We start from the raw sequence: 19397 nt of genomic DNA on the forward strand, positions 1-19397 counted from the left end.
TACAAATATTAAAGTTAATTCGATTAAAGAACTAATAAAGATTTATTCTAAATACACTAAGATGCTTAAGAAATTATAAGATTTTTATCTTTTAAAAGATGGTGTTTAAAAAAAGCAAAAACTATCCAATTGATATTAAAGTAAGATCATCACTTAATTTTCCAGATTTAGAGCTGTCAATTATTTTTTTACTAATATCTGATAAGTGTTTCTTCGAATCTTTTGTGTAGTTATCTTCAATTATTTCAATTGAACCTTCAATACCTATTTCTTGTCCTTCAGCATTTAAACTTTCAGACAATCCATCTGTAAAAACATAAAATTTGTTTCCATTTAAAACTTGTTTATTAATTTTATAAATTGATTTATTTTTTTGGTGAATAACCCCCATCGGCGGCGCTTCACTATCAAAATTTTGGTATTTACCATTTTTGTCTCTAATGATAGCTGGTTGATGTCCCGCATTTACCCATGAAACTTCTTTGGTAATTAAATCATATTTTCCAAGAACACATGTCACAAACATGCCTGATGTTTTGGTGAGAAATAAATCGTTATTCATATGAAGCATCATTTCATCTGGATCTACCTGATCTCTTGACATGACTTCAAATAAAGTAGAGGCTTTTGCCATCACCATTCCAGCATGAACTCCCTTACCTGCTACATCTGCAATTATAAAATTAATACTATCATTATGGGGATAAAAACTAAAAAAATCACCTGAAACTTCTCTCGAAGCAATATTAATTCCTTGCACAGGATAATTTTGTAAATCTCTTTTTGGTAAAAAATTTTCTTGAACTTTTACAGCCAAATTTATTTCTTTGGAAATTCTACTTCGCCACTTTTCTTTTTCATTTTCGCTAACCTCAAGCTTGTTCATCAATTTATTATAATAAAGTCCTATTACCCCTCCTGCAGTGAAAGGATCTTGTGGGCCTCTAACAGAGAGATCTCCACTTTCAGACTGTTTTTCAAGGATTGAAATTAAATCATGTTCTACTGAAACTGCATTATGTTCAGCAATATTTAATCCTAATTCCTCTTGTAAAGGAGTTACTCTTAATGGATAAAAATAATTTAAAATTTTTAAAATAATATAAGATCCAAAAAATGCGAAAGCACCAATTGCTAATATTCCTATAACCTGGACTTCAATTTGCTCTAACCTTGTAAGTCCTGTTCCTAATTTTTCTAAATCACTGAACAAACCAACTGAAATAGTTCCCCATACACCTGCTCCTAAATGAACTGGCACTGCACCTACGACATCATCTATCTCATATTTGTTTAACAGTTCATTTATAAAAATTGCTACGATTGCACCAATAATACCAACAAAAATTGCCGTAACTGATGTCATTGAATTACAACCAGCTGTTATAGCAACCAATCCTGCAAGAGGACCTAATATTACATAAAATGGATCTGGTTTTTTAAATAATAAAAATGAAATACCTAGTCCAGTTAACAACCCAAAAGCAGCAGAAAGAAATGTATTTATCAATATTAATGGCACTGTTTCATCCATTGCTCCATTACTTCCGCCATTAAAACCAAACCAACCAAACCATAAAATTAAGGTTCCTAAAACGGCTAACGGAAAACTAGAGCCAGTAAATTTACCTTTATTAGACTCAGAATATTTACCAATTCTTGGCCCTAAAATTAATACAGCAGCAAGTGCAATCCATCCTCCAACAGAATGAACAATAGTGCTACCAGCAAAATCAACAAAACCAAGTTCTGTTAACCATCCAGTATTTTTAATTTCTCCCGTAACAGCCGATAACTGCATTACAGTATCATTCATATTATTTAGATAACTGGATGACCAGGCCCAATGACCAACAATTGGATAAATTATGCCAGTTGCAATTATCGTTATTATTAAATATCCATTAAATTTCATTCTTTCAGCCACAGCTCCAGAAACTATTGTTGCAGCAGTTGCAACAAACATGGCTTGGAACACAAAATATGTCATGTAATCAGCTTTTTCGGTTTTAAAGAAAAAAAGATCTGTTCCAAAAAAACCATTATAACTTGTCCCAAACATTAAGCCGAAACCAAAAATCCAAAAAACTACAACTGATAAACCAAAATCAGCAGCATTCTTAAGAGCAACGTTAATACTATTTTTGTGTCGTGAAAGACCAGTTTCCATACACATGAAACCAGCTTGCATGATGAAAACTAATATCGCACAATCAATAACCCAAAGAGTATCAACAAACGATTTTACAGATTCCAAACTAATACTTTCCATTTTCTATCAATTTATAAATATCATCTTTAAATTTATTTTAAAATTTATCAATCGTTATAGATGCGATTAATTAGCTAAAATTAATAATAACTCTTAAAATTTCTTATTTACCAATTGCAATAATTGTTAAATCATCATCAAGAATATCGTTATCTTTTTTAACACCATCTTCCACAATTTCTTTTTTTAAACTTTTTAAACGAATTTCTTCTGTCGCACTTGTTAATTCTTTTTGTAATGAAGAGTTTGTGTGTTTTAAAATTAATTCTTTTACACCATCAATTCCAATTTCTTGTTTATTTTCATCCAAGCATTCTGAAAATCCATCTGTAAAACAGTAAATTCGTCCACCATTTAATTTAAAGCTTTCTAATTGATAAACACTTTCATCTTTGTGCTTAATCACTGCCAAAGGCATTGAGCTTGAAGGATATTCTTTAAAATCTTTACCCACTTTTAATAAAGTTGGCTGATGTCCAGCATTTGCAATTTCAACTAAATCTGTTTTCAAATTATATCTTCCAACAATTGAAGTAATAAAGGTACCAACAGGATTAGTTTCTTTCAAATCATTATTCATCTCTAATAAAATTTCGTTAGGCTTAAATTTTTGCTTAGCGAAGATCTTAAATAAAGTAATAGCTTTTGCCATAACCATTCCTGCATTCACCCCTTTTCCTGAAACATCAGATAGGGTGAAATACACCTCATCATCATGAAGGTAAAAATCATAAAAATCTCCCGAGATTTCTCTTGCAGGAATATTTAATCCAAATATTGGATAGTTTTCTATATCTCTTTTTGGCATTAATCGTTGCTGAACATTCATTGCAAGTTTAATTTCTTTAGAAACTCTATTCTTCCATTTGTTTTTTTGCTTTTCACTTTGTTCCAATTTGTTCATTATGACATTATATTGCGTGCCAATAATTCCACTTTCAGTAAAAGGATCTTGTGGTGCGCGGCTTGAATAATTGTCTGATTTTGCTTGATTAGTTAATACCTCAAGTAATTCGTGCGTGTCCGTTGATGCATTGTGTTCTGAAATATTTAAACCAAGTTCTTCATGAATTTTACTTACTCTTAGAGGGAAAAATGAATTAATAGTTTTTAATATTAAATAAGAACCAATGAAACAAAAAGCACCAATTGAACTTATGCCAATTAGTTGAATATATATTTGTTCTAATCTTGTTTTTTCAACACCCATCAATTCAAAATTTGCAAACAAAGCAACTGCAATAGTTCCCCAAATTCCACATGCTAAGTGAACTGGTATTGCACTAACCACATCATCAATTTTAATTTTTTCAAGTAATACAATTGTTGAGCCTGAAATAATTCCACCAATACTTCCTATTATAATTGCATGAGTGGGATCAACATAAGCACAAGAAGCAGTTATTGAAACTAGTCCAGCAAGGGGACCCGTGATCATAAATAATGGCTCTGGTTTTTTTAAAACAATGATACCCATAACACTTGAGAAAATAAGTCCAAAGGATGCTGATAAAAAAGTATTAATTAAAATTAATGGAATTTTTAAATCCATTGCACCATTAGCACCTCCATTAAATCCAAACCAACCAAACCACAAAATTAAAGCACCTAAAGCTGCCATTGGTGTATTACTTCCTTGAAAAGATTTTTTTTTATCATCTTCTCTAAATCTTCCAGTACGGTTACCAACTACCAGTAATACTGATAAAGCAATCCATCCTCCTACAGAGTGTACAACGGATGCACCTGCAAAATCTAAATATCCTAATTGACCTAACCAACCAAATTTTTGATCAGGATTTTCAAAATTAAATGCCCAAGACCAGTGACCTACAATTGGATAAAAGAGGCCAGAAACTAATAATGTAATAATTATATATGAGAAAAACTTTAATCTTTCTGCAACTGCACCTGAGATAATAGTTGCAGCTGTTGCAACAAACATTGCTTGGAAGACAAAATATGTTTGATAGCCTGCAACCTTAGTGGTGAAGAAAAAAAATTTGGTACCAAACAGTCCTGATACACTGGTTCCATACATTAATGCGAAACCAAACGCCCAAAAAACTACAACAGATATTCCAAAGTCTGAAACATTTTTAAGGGCAACGTTAATACTGTTCTTGTTCCGAGACAAACCAGTCTCTAAACACATAAAGCCTGCCTGCATTAAAAAAACAAGGATTGCACAAATTAAAAGCCAAAAGGTATCTAAATTTGCTTGTAAGATTGCATCTAAGCGAAATTCTAATGCATTTAAAGCTCCCTTATTAGTAAGCTCTAATTGATTTATGTTGGACTGCAGCTTATTGAGCAATATCTGAGTATCAGCTGCAGTCATAATTTTATTTTAATTAATCTACTAATTTTCTAGCTTCACCAGCATCAGTAATAATCTTATCAACACTCACCACTTTAATAACTTCAAAGCCGGTTCCAAGGATTGCTTTTTTATAATCTTCATTAGATAAATCAGATTTATCAGGGTAAGATGATACCGCAACACCTTCTGGCCATGAGACTTTAACAGTAGCAGATGGGCTAGCTGCTTGAAGTGCTTTAGTTACCATTTTTTGGCATTTAATACACATCATTCCATTTACTTGGGCAATTTGAGTTTGAGCTGCAAATAAATTGGTTGAAAATAAAACAAAACCTAAAAATAGTATATATTTTTTGAACATAGTTTTTCCTATTGTTAATTATAAGTCAAAGCTATCACGCATCAATTCATTTTAAAATTCGTCAATCGCCCAAAATGAGCCTTTTTGATTAAGATGAACTCAAATATCTATATTTCTTGAATAATTTATATATTATCTATGAATACTCATTGGATCAAAATAACAATCCATATGATCTATAGTTTCAAAAAAAATTTCATTTAACTCACTAGAATGAACCGTTGGACAAATTTTTTCTACATTTAATTCATTAATATAATCTTTTTTAAATTTTTTCATTGTTGAGGAGCCAGCATAAGATGCTGAAGCTTGTAAAATACTTCCAGAGTTAACTAGAGTTAAGCTTGGCCCAAGTGCTGCAGAATATGGACCGCAATTATTTAATAACGGTATAAGCAAGAATATTAAAATAATTTTTTTCACATCTTCAATTTATACAAGAATATTTAATTTGAAACTGTAAAACTATCCATTATGGGTGGTTAGCTAATTTTTTTAGCAATCATCGCCTCTAGTAAAATTGCCGTTACGACTAAGGATTAATTGGCAAGCTCCATCGATTTCTTTAGCAATTATATTAAAATTTGAAGAACCTATGCTTGCAACACAAATTTCATAACCCATATCTTTACCAATTTGATCTCCTCCACCAAACAAAATTGTTTCAATATCATTTGATGTTGATGAGGTAGGTGTGCAGCTATCATTATCCTGCGTGTAATAATTTCCACTATTTGAATATTCTTCTGTTTGAGCTAGTGATATTTGTAGCATCACATTTTTTGCAGATTTTTCTTTAGTGCCTGAAATATAACCGCTGTAAGTAATAACTCCTACAGAAGCTAAAATACCAATTATTGCTACCACAACTAAAAGCTCAACCAGGGAAAACCCTAGTGAGCTTTTAATTTTTATTTTTTTTGTTTCTTGCAATCGAGATGATTATTCTATTGCAACAGCATTAGTTAGTACGTCAACAGTTGCGTCGTCACCATACTGTGTTGAAACGGTAATAGTTCCAGCATCATCCCCTGTTATTGTTGTAACACCTTTTCCTGATGCTAGACATGTTGTACTACCATCTGAAGCCGTTGGCACAGTACTACCGTCTGTTACTCCTTTACAAACTGGCGTGTATGTGTTTTTAAAATCTGCTAGTGCAGCAACAGCACCACTCATGATTAAAGCTTCTGTTCTGCCTGAACATGTTAAGTTTCCACTCATTGCAGTAGACTCTGTACCCATGTTACATTTTTGAATTTCAGCAGCTAAATATTTTGTTACTGCCCCTTGGTTTGATTTAGAAGCATTAATTTTTGCACTCTTAGTGTAACCATTGTAAGCAACAACACCTACCGCAGCTAAAATACCTATAATTGCTACAACAACTAGCAATTCAATAAGTGTAAAACCTTTATTATTTTTCATAATTTCCTCTGTTATTAGTTATTATTATTAAATTTATTATAATTATTGATGATGTAAACTAAAAATCTTATTATATTAAATAATAATCAAAGATAATTGACCATATTGGGTTTACTTGTTTCTTATTTTTGTTAATAGCTATAAATAGTAAATAAAATATGAAATATAAAGTTACAGATAATGAAAATGTAAGCACTGTTTTTCTTACTGGAGAAATAGATATGGATGTTGCAGATGAGGTAAGAGAAATTGTTTTTCCTTTAATTGATGCTGGAAAAGAAGTTCATTTAAATTTAAAAGATGTACCCTACATGGACTCTTCTGGTATATCGATAATTATAGAAAGCAATCAAAGAGCTCGAGAGAAAAATACTAAAGTTGAACTTAAAGAGGTTAGTCAACCTGTTGAAAAAGTTCTAGCAATGGCAAGAAAGTTTTTATGACATACAAAATTACAGAAGAAGACAATATAAGCACCATATTTTTAGATGGTGAAATAGACATGGATAAAACGGATGAAGTTAAGGGAGTTATCTTTCCTGTTATCGACTCTGGTAAAAATGTTGCTTTAAATCTAAGTAATGTTCAATACATGGATTCTTCTGGTATTTCAGTTTTAATAGAAAGTCATCAAAAAGCCCTTGAGAAGGGAACCAAGCTTGTCATTAAAGATGTGAGTAAATCTGTTTTAAAAGTAATCATGATGGCAAAGTTAGAACAAATTTTAAATTTGGAGTAAATAAATTATGAGTTTAGAAAACTTTAATCGTTCAGAAAAAAAAGATTTTTTAGTTAGCTCAGCAAGTTTGAAAGATGTCAGAGCTTTTTCTAGAGATGTTTTTGAAAAATTTAAAATTGATGAAGATTTAAGAGAAGAGTTAGTTTTAGCGATTGCTGAAGCTGCGCAAAATATAGTTAAACATGCATATAAAGATATGCCTGACACTCAAGATAAAATGGTTGTAAGAATATCTTGTAGTGATGATGTTCTAGAGATTTCTTTCTTTGATAAAGGTAAACCAGTAGAAAAAAGCAAAGTTAAGCATAGAGCAATCGATGATATTAAACCAGGTGGACTAGGAACATTTTTTATTCAACAAATTATGGATTCAATTAATTTTGAACCAGGAAAAGAACCCTGGATTAATAATTTAGTTTTAACCAAAAAATTAAAAATTAGTTAATTAAAGCACCCACGTTAAATATTGGTGAGTACATGGCTATCATTAAACCACCAATCATTACTCCCATGAAAACAATCATGATAGGTTCAATTAAAGCAGACATGTTATCGACTGTCGTATCAAATTCTTCTTCATAATAAGCAGATACTGAATTAAACATTTCATCTAATTGACCTGTTTGTTCTCCGACAGAAATTAATTGACTAAAAGTTGGTGGGAAGAGTGGTTCTTTTAAAAAAAGTTTTGTTAAGGTATCACCAGAGAACACACCTTTTTTTACACTCTCTAGTGCATCAGTTATCACATCATTATTACTAACTGATTTTGCAATTTCTAAACTCTCTAATAAATTTACACCTGCTGCACTTAAATTACCCAAAATCAATGCAATTCTTGCCAGTAGAGATTTTAAGATCATATCTCCAAAAATAGGTAATTTTAAAATTTGTTTATGCCATCTAAAACGAATTGCAGCATTTCTTTTTACAATAAAATTAAACCCGAAATATCCGCCTATTCCACCAAACAGGATTACTTTTCCACCTGTACCACTTAAAAAATCACTCATTGCCATGATGGTTGCTGTTGCAGCGGGTAATTCTAAGCCCATTCCATCGTACATTTTTGCAAATACTGGAACTACTTTAATCAACATAAAAGCACTTACAGTAATCGCTACTGTAAACATTATCGCTGGATACATTAAAGCTCCCTTAATTTTTTTCTTAATCTTTTCTTTTTTCTCTAAAGAATCTACTATTTTAAGTAAAAATACATCTAGCTTACCACTTGCTTCACCAGCCTTAATCAAGTTGACATAAATATTATCAAAGTATTGCGGATACTTTTCAAAACATTTTGATAGGTTCACACCCCCTTCTAAACTTTTTCTAATATCTTCTATAATGTCTTTAAGAGCAGGACTTTCTAATTGGTCCCTTAACATTATTAAAACCTGCAAAATAGGTAAGCCCGCCTTAACCATGGTTGCAAATTGCTTTGAGAATATAAGAATTTCTTCTACTTTAACTTTTTTTTTCCCAAAAAGAGATGAGCCACCTGATTTTTTTTTTGCTTCACCTTTTTTTTTCTTAGACTTAATTATGTTGGTGATTATTACTTTTTTTTCTTTTAATAAATGAGAAGCTTCATCAAGGTTGATTGCCTCAATATCTCCTTCTACATATTTACCTTCGGATATTCCTTTATAAGTAAAAGCTTCCATTTTTATTCGCTTGAAAGAATTCTCTCATACTCTCTAAAATTAAGCTCACCAGATGCAATCATTCTTCTACCCATATCTTGCATCGTTCTAAATCCTTCCTTAATAGCTATTTCTCTTAATTCAGGAGTGGTTGCTTGTTTTAAAATAGCTTCTTTAATTGGTTTTGAGACCACTAAGATTTCATAAATACCTTGTCGACCTTTGTATCCTGAGTCACTACATTTTGCACAACCTTTACCTTTGATGGCTTTTACTTTTGAAGCGTCTTCATCACTAAACCCCATATCTTTAAGAACCTTAGGATTAACATCATCATCAGGCACTCTACAATCTTTACAATTTTTTCTAGCTAGTCTTTGGGCTACAACAAGTTGGCAGGCAGCACTTATTAAATAATCTGGCGTTCCCATGTTTTGTAATCTAGTAATAGTACTTGGAGCGTCATTAGTGTGTAGAGTACTAAATACTAAGTGACCTGTAAGGGCAGCCTTTAATCCGATATCAACTGTTTCTTTATCCCTCATCTCACCAACTAGAATAATTTCAGGGTCTTGTCTTAAAAAAGATCTTAAAGCTTTAGCAAAGGTAAAACCGATATCATCTTTAATTTGTACTTGTCCTACACCATCTAATTCATATTCCACAGGATCTTCAGCTGTTAAAATATTTAAATGGGGCTTACTTACTTCTTTTAAAATACTATATAACGTTGTTGATTTCCCAGATCCTGTTGGTCCAGTTACCAAAATTAATCCCTGACTACCGTGAATTCCTTTTCTTAGACTTTCTAAATCTTGCTTTTCAAAATTTAATTGTTCAAGGGTAATATCTCCCGCGTCTTTGTTAAGAATACGCATAACAATTCTCTCATTATTTGCAGTAGGTAAAATTGATAAACGTAAGTCAACTACTTTATTACCAATTTTAAAATTAATAGCTCCATCTTGTGGTAATCTTCTTTCTGCAATATCTAATTTACCCATAATTTTAAATCGAGTAACTACTGCCCCGTAATTGTCATGCAGAAACTGTCTATAGGTTTCTTGTTCTTGAAGCATACCGTCTAATCGATATCTTACTCTTGAACTAAATCGGTAAGGCTCTATATGAATATCACTAACACCCATTTTAATTGCATCTGCTACCACTGCCGTACTAAATTTTATTACCTCTGACTCATTTTCAATTGCTTCAATATCTTCTTCTGGTTTATTGTCTAAAACTTCCCCTGCATCTCCTAAATCTGTTTCAAAAGTTTTTGTTTTTCTCCTATTCTCATTTCGAATTGACGCAATAGTTACTTCATCTGTTTCACTTGATAATCTTTCAATATATTCAGAAATATCACCTATTTTTGCAGCATGAAGTTCTATGTTTTTTTTTGTAATAGCTTTTAAATTTCGCATCAATCCCAATTTTGAACTATCTGGGATTGCCATGTGTAAAGTTTTTCCATCAATTTTAAATGGTGCTACAAAATTCATCTTAATATAGTTTGATGGTAAAACTGTTTTTACTTCTTCAGTAATTTCAACTGACTTTAGATCAATTATTTCTAGATTTTGTTCTTTAATTAATAAATCAATTATTTTTTTTTCATCAGTAAGCTTTAATTCAAATATTGCATCAATTTGAGATTTATTGTTTTCAGTGCTTACTTTTTTAATATCTATTAAATCTTTTCCAGAAATAATGTCATTATCAATTAAGACATTAACTAAATTAATTTCACTCTCTCTACTTATTTTAAACATTATAAAATTCTTGGAGCGATAAATACCAATAACTCGTTCATTGTATCAGAATTTGATTTTCCACTAAGTACTTTTCCTAGAATTGGTACTTTTGACGTTCCTGGAACACCTTGTCTATTATTCGCTACGTTATTTTTTTTAATACCACCAATTACAACTATATCCCCATCAGCTACTAATAATTTTGTATTTATCTCCATTTTATTTACACCTACTGATGCTGCATTTGCTCTATTTGGAGTATCATTGTTTACTTGAATTGAAAGCATAACGTTTCCATCACCTATGATATTAGGAGTAACTATCAGTTTTAATGATGCATCAACTGGTTTATCTTCCCCTTCTCCACCATCAATATAAATTGTTTCACCCTGATTAATACTTGCTTGTTGATTATCTAATGTAAATAATTTTGGATTAGATACTGTTTTTGATAAGCCTTGAGCTTCTAAAAAATCAAGTTCAAGTTTTAAAACAGCAGAACCTGTTTTTTTCAATATTCCAATTCCACTTGTTGCAGCAGCTGACCCAAAATTTACTAAATTATCTGTTCCAGCACCGCTTGTAAAAGCACCTGTTGAATCAGATAATGCAGCCCCTGTTCCTGATGCAGCTCCTACACTGCTACCTCCTTGTGTACCACCCATTCTTAAACTTTTTCTTGTGTAAGCAGCTCCAAGTCTTTTTCCTAAACTTTGCTCAAATGTTGAAGTAGCTTCAACTATAAAAGCTTCTATTAAAACTTGTTTTGTTCTTTTATCAATTTCTCGAATAACTTTATCAACGATATCTAAATCTTTCTCTTTACCTCTAACAATAATTGATCTTGTGGTTGCTTCTTCCGTTACTTGTATTGGTATAAAATTTCCATTCGTTCCAACAGTTGTAAATAATTCTGTGATTGTGGCTTTAGCTTCTGATGGAGTTATATAATAAAGTCTAAAAATTTCTGAAATAATTGGTTCTACTGAATCTTCTAATTCAACTTTTTTCTTAACTGCTGAAGCTCTCGCTGATTTATAACCTTCTTGTGACGTTAGATTAGCAGGAGTAGAAACTCTAATAATATTACTTGCTACATCTATGTCTGCTGCATAATTTTTTAAATCTAATAATGCATTAAATGCTTTATCCCATGGAACATTATCTAACTCTGCACTTATTGATCCTGCCACATCGTCACCTACTAAAATATTAATTTGACCAACTTCAGACATTAATTTCATTGCTTCTTTAAAATCTAAAGCTTGAAATTTAAAAGAAACATTTTGTTTTAAAGATTTGAAATCTTCCGAAATTAATAAATAATTTCTCTCTTTAACAGATGATATTTGTTTTCTTTTTTTAAGCTTTACGACATCACCTTCAGCAGGAGTTGGTCCCATTTCTACACTTTTTTCAACCTCTAGTTTTCCAGTTTTCTTGATATCAGTTTTTATTAGTGGGGTGTCGTGTTTAAAAGAACCAGTGTTTTTAGCAAATTTTTCAGCACAACCTGTTAAAAAAATAAATAAAAAAGGTAAAATTAAAAATAATATTTTGTTTTTAAATTTCATAATTATTTTGTTCTTTCTGTAATTTTATTATTAAAATTTATCACTAAGAGAGAGTTTTCATTTTTTTCAAAAACTGCTTCTCTATTATTTAATCCAACTAATTTTACTCCAGGGCTTAATTCTTCAAACCTAGCTAAAGTAATTATATTTCCACTTGAATTAATTAAAGATACGAACCCATCATCATTTGCAGAGGTCATTATCCCAACTAATTTAAACTTATATAAGCTCATTTCATTTTGTGCCTCTTCTGGATTACTTGATAAAATTGTATTACCACCAGTTAATGAACTATCTCCAGCAAAAGGATCGTTTAATGGAAGAGGCTCTTCATCTTTAATTTCTGATGAAATATTCGATTGTGAATTTGCCTGTTTTTCTTTGATCTTTTTATTTATCTCTTTAGCTTTATCAATAATGTTTTGCTCTTTATCATGACTATCAGCCATGGAAACTTTTGATAGCAACATAAAAAACACTGAAATAATGATTATTTTAAAAAAATTCATTTGGTAACCCCACTATTGTTAACGTACCTTTTACTTTTATCGCTCCAGTTGTATTCCCTTTTACCACCTGAATAGACTCTTTGTCAAAGTTTAACATTTTGTTAGAAAGCGATAGAGCTCTTTTAAATTTTATGTAACCAATAAAATTACCATCAATTTCAAAATCAACAGGGATCAAATAATAGGCAATATTTGCAACATTTTTAACTTGGTTGTTTTTCTTTTTTTTCGTTTTTTTACCGTCTGCTTGGGCTAAGGCTTGTGCTTTTAATACTTCTTGAATTACCTTTTTTTCAATTCTAGTGATTACTAGATCATTTTGTCCGGCGTATTCACTTAATGTTTGATAAAGACCCTCTACTTCAGCTTTAGAATGAAACAAGCTAGAGTATTTTTCATAATCAGGCTTAAGTTTTTTAATTCTTGCTCTCATTGAATAAATTTCAGAAGTAAATTTTGCAGTTTCTTGTATTTTCAAATTCATGTCGTCCAATTTAGCTTTTCTAGACTCAACCATTGGATTTAAAATTGCGTAATAAATTATTAAGAAAAAAACAATTGCACCAAAGATTATTCCTATTTTTATAAGAGTTTTTTTATCAGCTAATTTTGTAATCTGATCCTTGATATCAGACATGTTAATATTTTTTAAATCTATATCCATTGCTATATTTTACCTGTTTTAATTTTTACAAACACTCTAAAACCTTTCATTGTAGCACCACCTGCTGTAGATTTTGGTAATCGCATTGATGATAATGATGCTTGCTCAACCAATTTTTGATTTCCTAAATTTTCTATAAATTTCAAAATATCTTGATCACTTGCAGCTATTCCTTGAATAGTTAATCTTCTAGATCCATTAAATTCAACTTGATCAAATTTTACACGGTTTGGAACACTTGAGGCTACTTGAGCTAAAATTCTATAAGTTAATTCTTTATTTGATTTAAGTGTTCTACTTAATTTTAAAGACGTATTAATTACACTAAGTTCTTTTGAAACTATATTTTTCTGTTTAATAATTTTAGCATGATCTATTTTTACAGTTTCATATTGTTTTAATTTATTATTATAGGAAACAATATTCCAAAAAGATAAACCAAATAATACCACATAAATTGCAACTACAGCAGCAGTAATACCCTTGAATGCAAAACCTGAAATTGCTTTCATCTTCTTTTGCTTCATTACATTTGATCTATCTGGAAGAAGATTTATATTTTTAACTGCAGTAACAAATTTATAATAACCAAAGACATCAAGTTTTCTAAAGGCTAAGCCAACAGAAGTAGATAGATAAGATCTATTTAACTTATTATCTAAAATTTGTTGATACTGACTTGGAATTTTTAATCCTTCTGTGGGATCAAAAGTGTTAAATCCAACATTCATTAAAATTTTTCTAAAACTTCCTAAATATTCATCGACATTTTTAATATCTGAAACAACTTTTATGTTTCGAATTCTCTTTTCATATTTAGTCTCAAAATCTTGAATTGCTTGCTTAACTTGAGTAACATATCTTCTAACTAATCCTTCTTTTTCTTCAGTATCTTGGGAATCTTGTAAAATTTTTCTATCTTGCCCTCTAATAAAAATATCAGTTATTATTGGGTTATTATTATAGAGGATCATTAAATAATTTTCATCTAATCCAAATTCTAAAACAGCAGTTAAATTGGCATCCTCAGTTTTATTTGTTATTTGATTAACTTGATCAACTGATGACTTTAAAGCAAAACATTTAACATCTATGATTACAGGATTTAAACCTGCATTTTTAATTATTGAAGTATAACTATTTATATCAGTTAATTTTGATGCAACGAATAAAATATCCATTGTATTTTCTTTATCATTTCTATTTATGACTTGATGAAAAATAGAATAATCTTCCAAACTATCTGTTAGTTGAACTAGGTTTTCCCACAATGAATTAGTTTCGATTGCTTTATTTAATTCATCTTCTTTCATTAAAGGTGCGGTGACTACTCTTATGATTGCACTAGTTACCGGAATAGCAATTGCTGCATTTGGTGAAGTTATTTTGTATTTTTGAATTGCTAATACTAATTCTTCTGAAAATTTATCCGCATTATCAATTGGAGTACTATCATCTGTAATGTCGACGGGGTGAATATGTAATTTTTCTAACACCCATTGATTAGCTTTGTTACTAGAAACTTGGACTATTCTTATTTCTTTATTTGCTAACTCAATACCAATTATTTCTTCGCCTTGAACACTAGATTTACCTAATTTGGATTTGAAAAAATTTTGTATTTTTGATTTATAATTTCCAACTTTAGAATTATTAAAAGATGATTTTTTTATATTTTTAGCAAAATCTGGTTTTTTAATTTTAATTTCCTTAATTTTTCCAAAAATATTTGATAATTTACTTTTTACCTGATCTTGGGTAGATATTTCTGAGTTTTCATTTAATGGAACACTTGAAGTTTGTGGTTGTGCTTCATTATTACTTTGATTGGTTGTTGAAATATCAATTTGTGAAGATTCACCCTCTTCTGGCTTAATATTTTCTTCAATTTTTAATTTTTTACTTTCTTCATGAACATCATCAAACCATTTTTCCAAAATTGGTATTGCATCATCTAAATTTGTTGTTCCAGAAGATGAAATTTTTTGTTTACCATCAATATAAAGTCTACCTACCCAGTTTCTTGATTTAAGTTCACCTTTATATTTATCTTGCCTTACATATATATGTAGTCTTCCATCTTTTTTATGAATTACCTCATGCTCTTTTTTTTGTTCCTCATTATTAGTATTTGATGCACTTACATTTTGCTCAACAGATTCATCTTGAGATTGTAAAGTTTCTGAATTTTCAGTTAAATAATCATTTTCATTGGATTTTTCTGATTCATTATTATCAGTTTCTTGAGTATTTAAAGTATCAGTTGAATCGTTTTCAGATTGGTTTTCCTGATCACTCTTTAAAGTCTCTTCATCATTATTAGTATTTGATGCACTTACATTTTGCTCAACAGATTCATCTTGAGATTGTAAAGTTTCTGAATTTTCAGTTAAATAATCATTTTCATTGGATTTTTCTGATTCATTATTATCAGTTTCTTGAGGATTTAAAGTATCAGTTGAATCGTTTTCAGATTGGTTTTCCTGATCACTCTTGAGAGTATCTTCCTCTTTATAATCAAATTTATCTTTATTATCTTCGTCCATAAAACTTATAAATAAAAATTAATATTTAAATTGTTAATTGATTCTCTAACACAAAATTAATAAAATTCTAACACAAGATTATAATCATTATGTTCAAAATGGGTTGAATTTAATAATGAAATACAAAATATTCAATTAAATCAACAGTTTATTAAAATCATTGAAAAAAATTAAATTTAAGATATTTTTTTCTAAATAATATTTTCTCTAACACATTTATCATAATTTTATCTTTTTATATTGTGTTAGAAATTTAATATTTTTTTCTATTTTTAAAAAATAAGTAAAATAGCTATTTTTTATTAAAACAACTTTTAATTGTTTTTTGTGTGAGAGAAAATTTTTTTTGTGTGAGAGAAAAATTTATTTGTGTTATAATTTTTTTAATTTTTTTTGTTTAGAATTATTCTAATATATTTTTTTTTCCTACATTAGAAATATTCCAAACTATTTTTTTTCTCTTTAGAAAGATTCTAATATATTTTTATTTTACTTTAGAAAGATTCTAATATATTTTTTGCAAATTTTAGAATTATTCTAATTTATAAAAAAAAAATTATTTTTTTTTCTCTAACACAAAAATTTTATTCTAACACATTTAAAAAAAAAAAATTATTTCATTTTGTGTTAGAAAATTAACATAATATTCTTTTTTAAAAAAGTAAGCAAAATCAACGTTTTTAATATTATGAATATAAAACATAAAATGTGTTAGAGCTATATTTATTTTGTGTTATAATTATTAATATTATCATATTTTTAAAAAAGTCAATAAAATCAACATTTTTTATATTTTCAATAAATTTATTGATTTGTGTTAGAGATAATTTTAATTTTTATCCTATGTGTTAGAGATAATTTATATTTTTTATGCTGTGTGTTAGAGATAAATATGAATATTAACAAAAGCTCAAACAGCCTTACATCACTCATCCCTTTGGGATAATATATATAAATTTTAACATTGATCCATCAAATTGTTGATTATTGCGGATGGCAATATTAGATTTTGATACAATTTATATTATGGTTAAAGCCTAAATCTGGGGACTAAACTCAAATTAACTAATTAAATCTGATTTGTGGCAAATTATGAGAGATTTCACTCTAAATTAGAGATTTGACTACCAGTATAGGATTTATAGCAAATTATGAGAGATTTCACTCTAAATTAGAGATTTGACTAGGATTGCAGGATTTATTTCTAATTATCAGATATTTGACCCAAAATTAGAATTATTACATGAAACTGGGGGTAATTACTCTTATTAACTGGAAACTATCCCATAAACATTTTTACTCTATCTTAAAGAGTGTAAATAAAAACATCTATCCATAATTATTAACCATCAACCGTTACAATTGTTAAATCATCCTTTTGTATTCGACCAGATTTAATTATATCCTCGATAATCTTGTTTAATCTTTCATGGTTTGGAATTTGTTGATACTTTTTTATATAATCTTTAAATCCTTCTGCCTCTAACATACTTCCTTTAGCATCTCTTATTTCCGTAATACCATCAGTAAAAATATACATTGAGCTGTTTGAAAAATTAATTTTGGTTTCTTTAAATTTAAACTTAGGAGCAATGCCTAAAGGAGGTCCTGCTTCTTCAAAATTAGAAAAGTTTCCATCTTTAGAATAAATTAACGGAGGTTCATGACCAGCGTTTGATAAAGTTAATTCTTTTTTGTTACTATCGTAAATTCCAACCAGCATTGTTACAAACATTCCTCTTGAAGTAGTTTCACAAATTTCTGTATTTAAAATATCTAAAAGACCTGCTGCAGAAAAATTTGTTTTACTTAAACATCTATAAAGACTAGATGCTTTAGACATTAGTAATGAAGATTTAATTCCTTTACCTGAAACATCTGCAACTCCAAATCCGTAAACTCCATTAGATAATTCTGAAAAATTATAAAAGTCTCCAGAAACAACTTTGGCAGGAATATTTATTCCAGCAATAGGAAAATTTTCTTTAATGTTTTGAGATAGTAATGTTTTTTGAATCTCTCCAACAATTTCTATTTCTTTTTCTATTCTATTTTTAACAATCAAATCTTTTGCCATCTTAGCATTTCTAATTGCTAATGCAGCAGGACCAGATAAAGTTTCTAAAAGTTTTCTATCGCTTTCTTCAAAAAGTTTGTTGTCTGTTTTTTTATTTAAACAATGAATAACACCAATACATTCATCTGAAACAATTAATGGTGAACATAAAACAGAATAAGTTGTAAAATTTGTTTTATTATCTAAATCAAAATAAAATTCTGCAATTTCTCTTACATCCTTTCTAACATCTCCAACTCTTATACATTGTTTCATGAGTGCTGCTTTTCCCATGACACCTTGAGTAATTGGAATTTCAAAATCTTCTAGATATGCTTGGTGTTTTGATGCAATACATTGAAAGTTTTGCTTATCATTATCTATTAAAAAAATGTTAGCAGCTTGAGCATTAATTCTTTTAATAATTAGCTCTAATGAAGTTTGTAGTGTTTCTTTTAAATCAAGAGTTTTAGCAAACTCCTGGCCCATTTTTGTAACCAATTCTAAGTCTTTAACGCTTGTATTGTCGACTTTTATTGTTTCTGTTTTTTTAGCACCAAAGAACATGTTATTTATAAATTGATATTCATTAAATTTTTGATAGTTTTGAGACTGATGGAACTCATTATTCATAGTCCTAACTTCTACTTACACCTTACAGACGCAATGATGCTTGTACAATATTGCATTGATGGTTTCATAGAACTGTCCTCCAAAATTAAATTATAAGTTGTGTTATATCTTATAGCATTTATCTTTGGAAGTATATGGGGCAGCTTTAGTAACGTTTGTATCCATAGAATTCCTGACGATATAAGCGTTGTAACAGGAAGATCCCACTGTCCATCCTGTAAAACCCTAATTAAATGGCACGATAACATTCCATTATTTTCATATTTGTTTTTAAAAGCAAAATGCAGAGGTTGTTCGGCTAAAATTAATATTAAATATTTTTTAGTAGAATTAATATCAGCAATAAATTTTGTAGTAATTTTTCATTTCTTTGGAGTTTCATTAACTACTCTTCTTTTTTTTATTTTAAGCATCTGTTTTGTGATTATTTTTTTTATTGATTTAAAACATTTCATAATTCCAAATGAGTTAACATACCCTCTTATGATAATTGGTTTATTAAAATCATTTGATCCAAATTTAAATACCACTCTGTTTCCAAATTTAGTTAACTCTTTAATAGGTGGTTTGTTTGGTTACATAATCATTTGGTTAATAATTTTTACTTATAAAAAATTAAGAAACAAAGAAGGAATGGGTTTGGGTGATGCTAAATTACTTTCTGTAATTGGTTTTTGGTTTGGATGGGCTTCAATTCCTTTTGTAATATTTTTTTCATCTGTCATTGCACTTTTAAGTGTTGTCCCAGATATAATTAAAAATAAAAAAGATCTTTCGTCTCAAATTCCTTTTGGTCCTTATTTAATTATAGGAAACTTAGTTTTTCTTATTTTTAATGAACAGATAAGATTATTTTTGAATTAAGAATATAACCCAGAGTGGTCGA

The 19397-nt window shown here is 29.3% G+C and carries 17 protein-coding genes; 4 read left to right on the top strand and 13 right to left on the bottom strand.

The annotated features are described in order from the left end of the window. Positions 1–121: 121 nt before the first annotated feature. The 6 genes from amt (AC5SL0_RS05205) to AC5SL0_RS05230 all read right to left on the bottom strand — a co-directional run bounded on the left by amt (AC5SL0_RS05205) (position 122) and on the right by AC5SL0_RS05230 (position 6384). Positions 122–2257 carry an ammonium transporter gene (gene amt, locus AC5SL0_RS05205; protein WP_011281440.1) on the bottom strand — a complete coding sequence of 712 codons (2136 nt, stop codon included), beginning with the start codon at positions 2255–2257 and terminating at the stop codon, positions 122–124. A 118-nt stretch (positions 2258–2375) separates the two neighbouring features. After that, positions 2376–4613, bottom strand: a complete 2238-nt coding sequence (gene amt, locus AC5SL0_RS05210; RefSeq protein ID WP_027307136.1) for an ammonium transporter — start codon at positions 4611–4613, stop codon at positions 2376–2378. Positions 4614–4626: 13 nt separating this feature from the next. Then, positions 4627–4956 carry a heavy-metal-associated domain-containing protein gene (locus tag AC5SL0_RS05215; protein ID WP_011281442.1) on the bottom strand — a complete coding sequence of 110 codons (330 nt, stop codon included), beginning with the start codon at positions 4954–4956 and terminating at the stop codon, positions 4627–4629. A gap of 132 nt (positions 4957–5088) precedes the next feature. Continuing rightward, positions 5089–5379, bottom strand: coding sequence for a hypothetical protein (locus AC5SL0_RS05220; protein ID WP_011281443.1), 291 nt, complete (start codon positions 5377–5379; stop codon positions 5089–5091). Between the two features lie 72 nt (positions 5380–5451). Continuing rightward, positions 5452–5889 (bottom strand): type IV pilin protein, encoded by a 438-nt coding sequence (locus tag AC5SL0_RS05225; protein ID WP_027307137.1) that lies wholly within the window; start codon positions 5887–5889, stop codon positions 5452–5454. 9 nt (positions 5890–5898) lie between these two features. Further along, positions 5899–6384 carry a prepilin-type N-terminal cleavage/methylation domain-containing protein gene (locus AC5SL0_RS05230; protein WP_011281445.1) on the bottom strand — a complete coding sequence of 162 codons (486 nt, stop codon included), beginning with the start codon at positions 6382–6384 and terminating at the stop codon, positions 5899–5901. A 158-nt stretch (positions 6385–6542) separates the two neighbouring features. On the opposite strand from AC5SL0_RS05230, the gene AC5SL0_RS05235 reads away from it, so the two are divergent. Genes AC5SL0_RS05235 through AC5SL0_RS05245 form a run of 3 tightly spaced genes read left to right on the top strand, consistent with a single transcriptional unit; the run spans position 6543 to position 7568 of the window. Continuing rightward, positions 6543–6827: an STAS domain-containing protein gene (locus AC5SL0_RS05235; RefSeq protein ID WP_006997853.1), complete on the top strand. Its 285-nt coding sequence runs from the start codon at positions 6543–6545 to the stop codon at positions 6825–6827. Then, complete coding sequence (locus tag AC5SL0_RS05240; RefSeq protein ID WP_006997852.1) at positions 6824–7123, top strand: STAS domain-containing protein; 300 nt, start codon at positions 6824–6826, stop codon at positions 7121–7123. Before AC5SL0_RS05235 ends, AC5SL0_RS05240 begins: the two co-directional genes overlap by 4 nt. Before the next feature lie 7 nt (positions 7124–7130). After that, on the top strand, positions 7131–7568 hold the full coding sequence (locus AC5SL0_RS05245) for an ATP-binding protein (RefSeq protein WP_027307138.1): 438 nt from the start codon (positions 7131–7133) through the stop codon (positions 7566–7568). Here AC5SL0_RS05245 and AC5SL0_RS05250 read toward each other — a convergent pair. The 7 genes from AC5SL0_RS05250 to AC5SL0_RS05280 all read right to left on the bottom strand — a co-directional run bounded on the left by AC5SL0_RS05250 (position 7561) and on the right by AC5SL0_RS05280 (position 18511). After that, positions 7561–8793, bottom strand: a complete 1233-nt coding sequence (locus tag AC5SL0_RS05250) for a type II secretion system F family protein (RefSeq protein ID WP_006997850.1) — start codon at positions 8791–8793, stop codon at positions 7561–7563. The two genes, AC5SL0_RS05245 and AC5SL0_RS05250, sit on opposite strands and share 8 nt — an antisense overlap. A gap of 2 nt (positions 8794–8795) precedes the next feature. Further along, the gene (locus tag AC5SL0_RS05255; RefSeq protein ID WP_006997849.1) at positions 8796–10547 is read right to left on the bottom strand and encodes a GspE/PulE family protein; all 1752 of its coding nucleotides are present in this window, start codon (positions 10545–10547) and stop codon (positions 8796–8798) included. Then, positions 10547–12103 (bottom strand): secretin GspD/PilQ domain-containing protein, encoded by a 1557-nt coding sequence (locus tag AC5SL0_RS05260; RefSeq protein WP_494618039.1) that lies wholly within the window; start codon positions 12101–12103, stop codon positions 10547–10549. The genes AC5SL0_RS05255 and AC5SL0_RS05260 overlap by 1 nt, the downstream gene beginning before the upstream one ends. Before the next feature lie 2 nt (positions 12104–12105). Then, the gene (locus tag AC5SL0_RS05265) at positions 12106–12612 is read right to left on the bottom strand and encodes a hypothetical protein (RefSeq protein WP_006997847.1); all 507 of its coding nucleotides are present in this window, start codon (positions 12610–12612) and stop codon (positions 12106–12108) included. Further along, positions 12599–13276, bottom strand: coding sequence for a hypothetical protein (locus tag AC5SL0_RS05270; protein WP_006997846.1), 678 nt, complete (start codon positions 13274–13276; stop codon positions 12599–12601). The genes AC5SL0_RS05265 and AC5SL0_RS05270 overlap by 14 nt, the downstream gene beginning before the upstream one ends. 2 nt (positions 13277–13278) lie before the next feature. Continuing rightward, positions 13279–15822, bottom strand: coding sequence for a pilus assembly protein PilM (gene pilM, locus AC5SL0_RS05275; RefSeq protein WP_494618040.1), 2544 nt, complete (start codon positions 15820–15822; stop codon positions 13279–13281). Between the two features lie 1342 nt (positions 15823–17164). Then, a complete protein-coding gene (locus AC5SL0_RS05280; RefSeq protein ID WP_006997844.1) occupies positions 17165–18511 on the bottom strand; it encodes a GAF domain-containing SpoIIE family protein phosphatase in 1347 nt (448 codons plus the stop codon). Between the two features lie 99 nt (positions 18512–18610). On the opposite strand from AC5SL0_RS05280, the gene AC5SL0_RS05285 reads away from it, so the two are divergent. Then, positions 18611–19375: a prepilin peptidase gene (locus tag AC5SL0_RS05285; RefSeq protein ID WP_027307142.1), complete on the top strand. Its 765-nt coding sequence runs from the start codon at positions 18611–18613 to the stop codon at positions 19373–19375. The last annotated feature ends 22 nt before the right edge of the window (positions 19376–19397 follow it).

It is taken from the genome of Candidatus Pelagibacter sp. PS_16 (genome assembly GCF_059417965.1).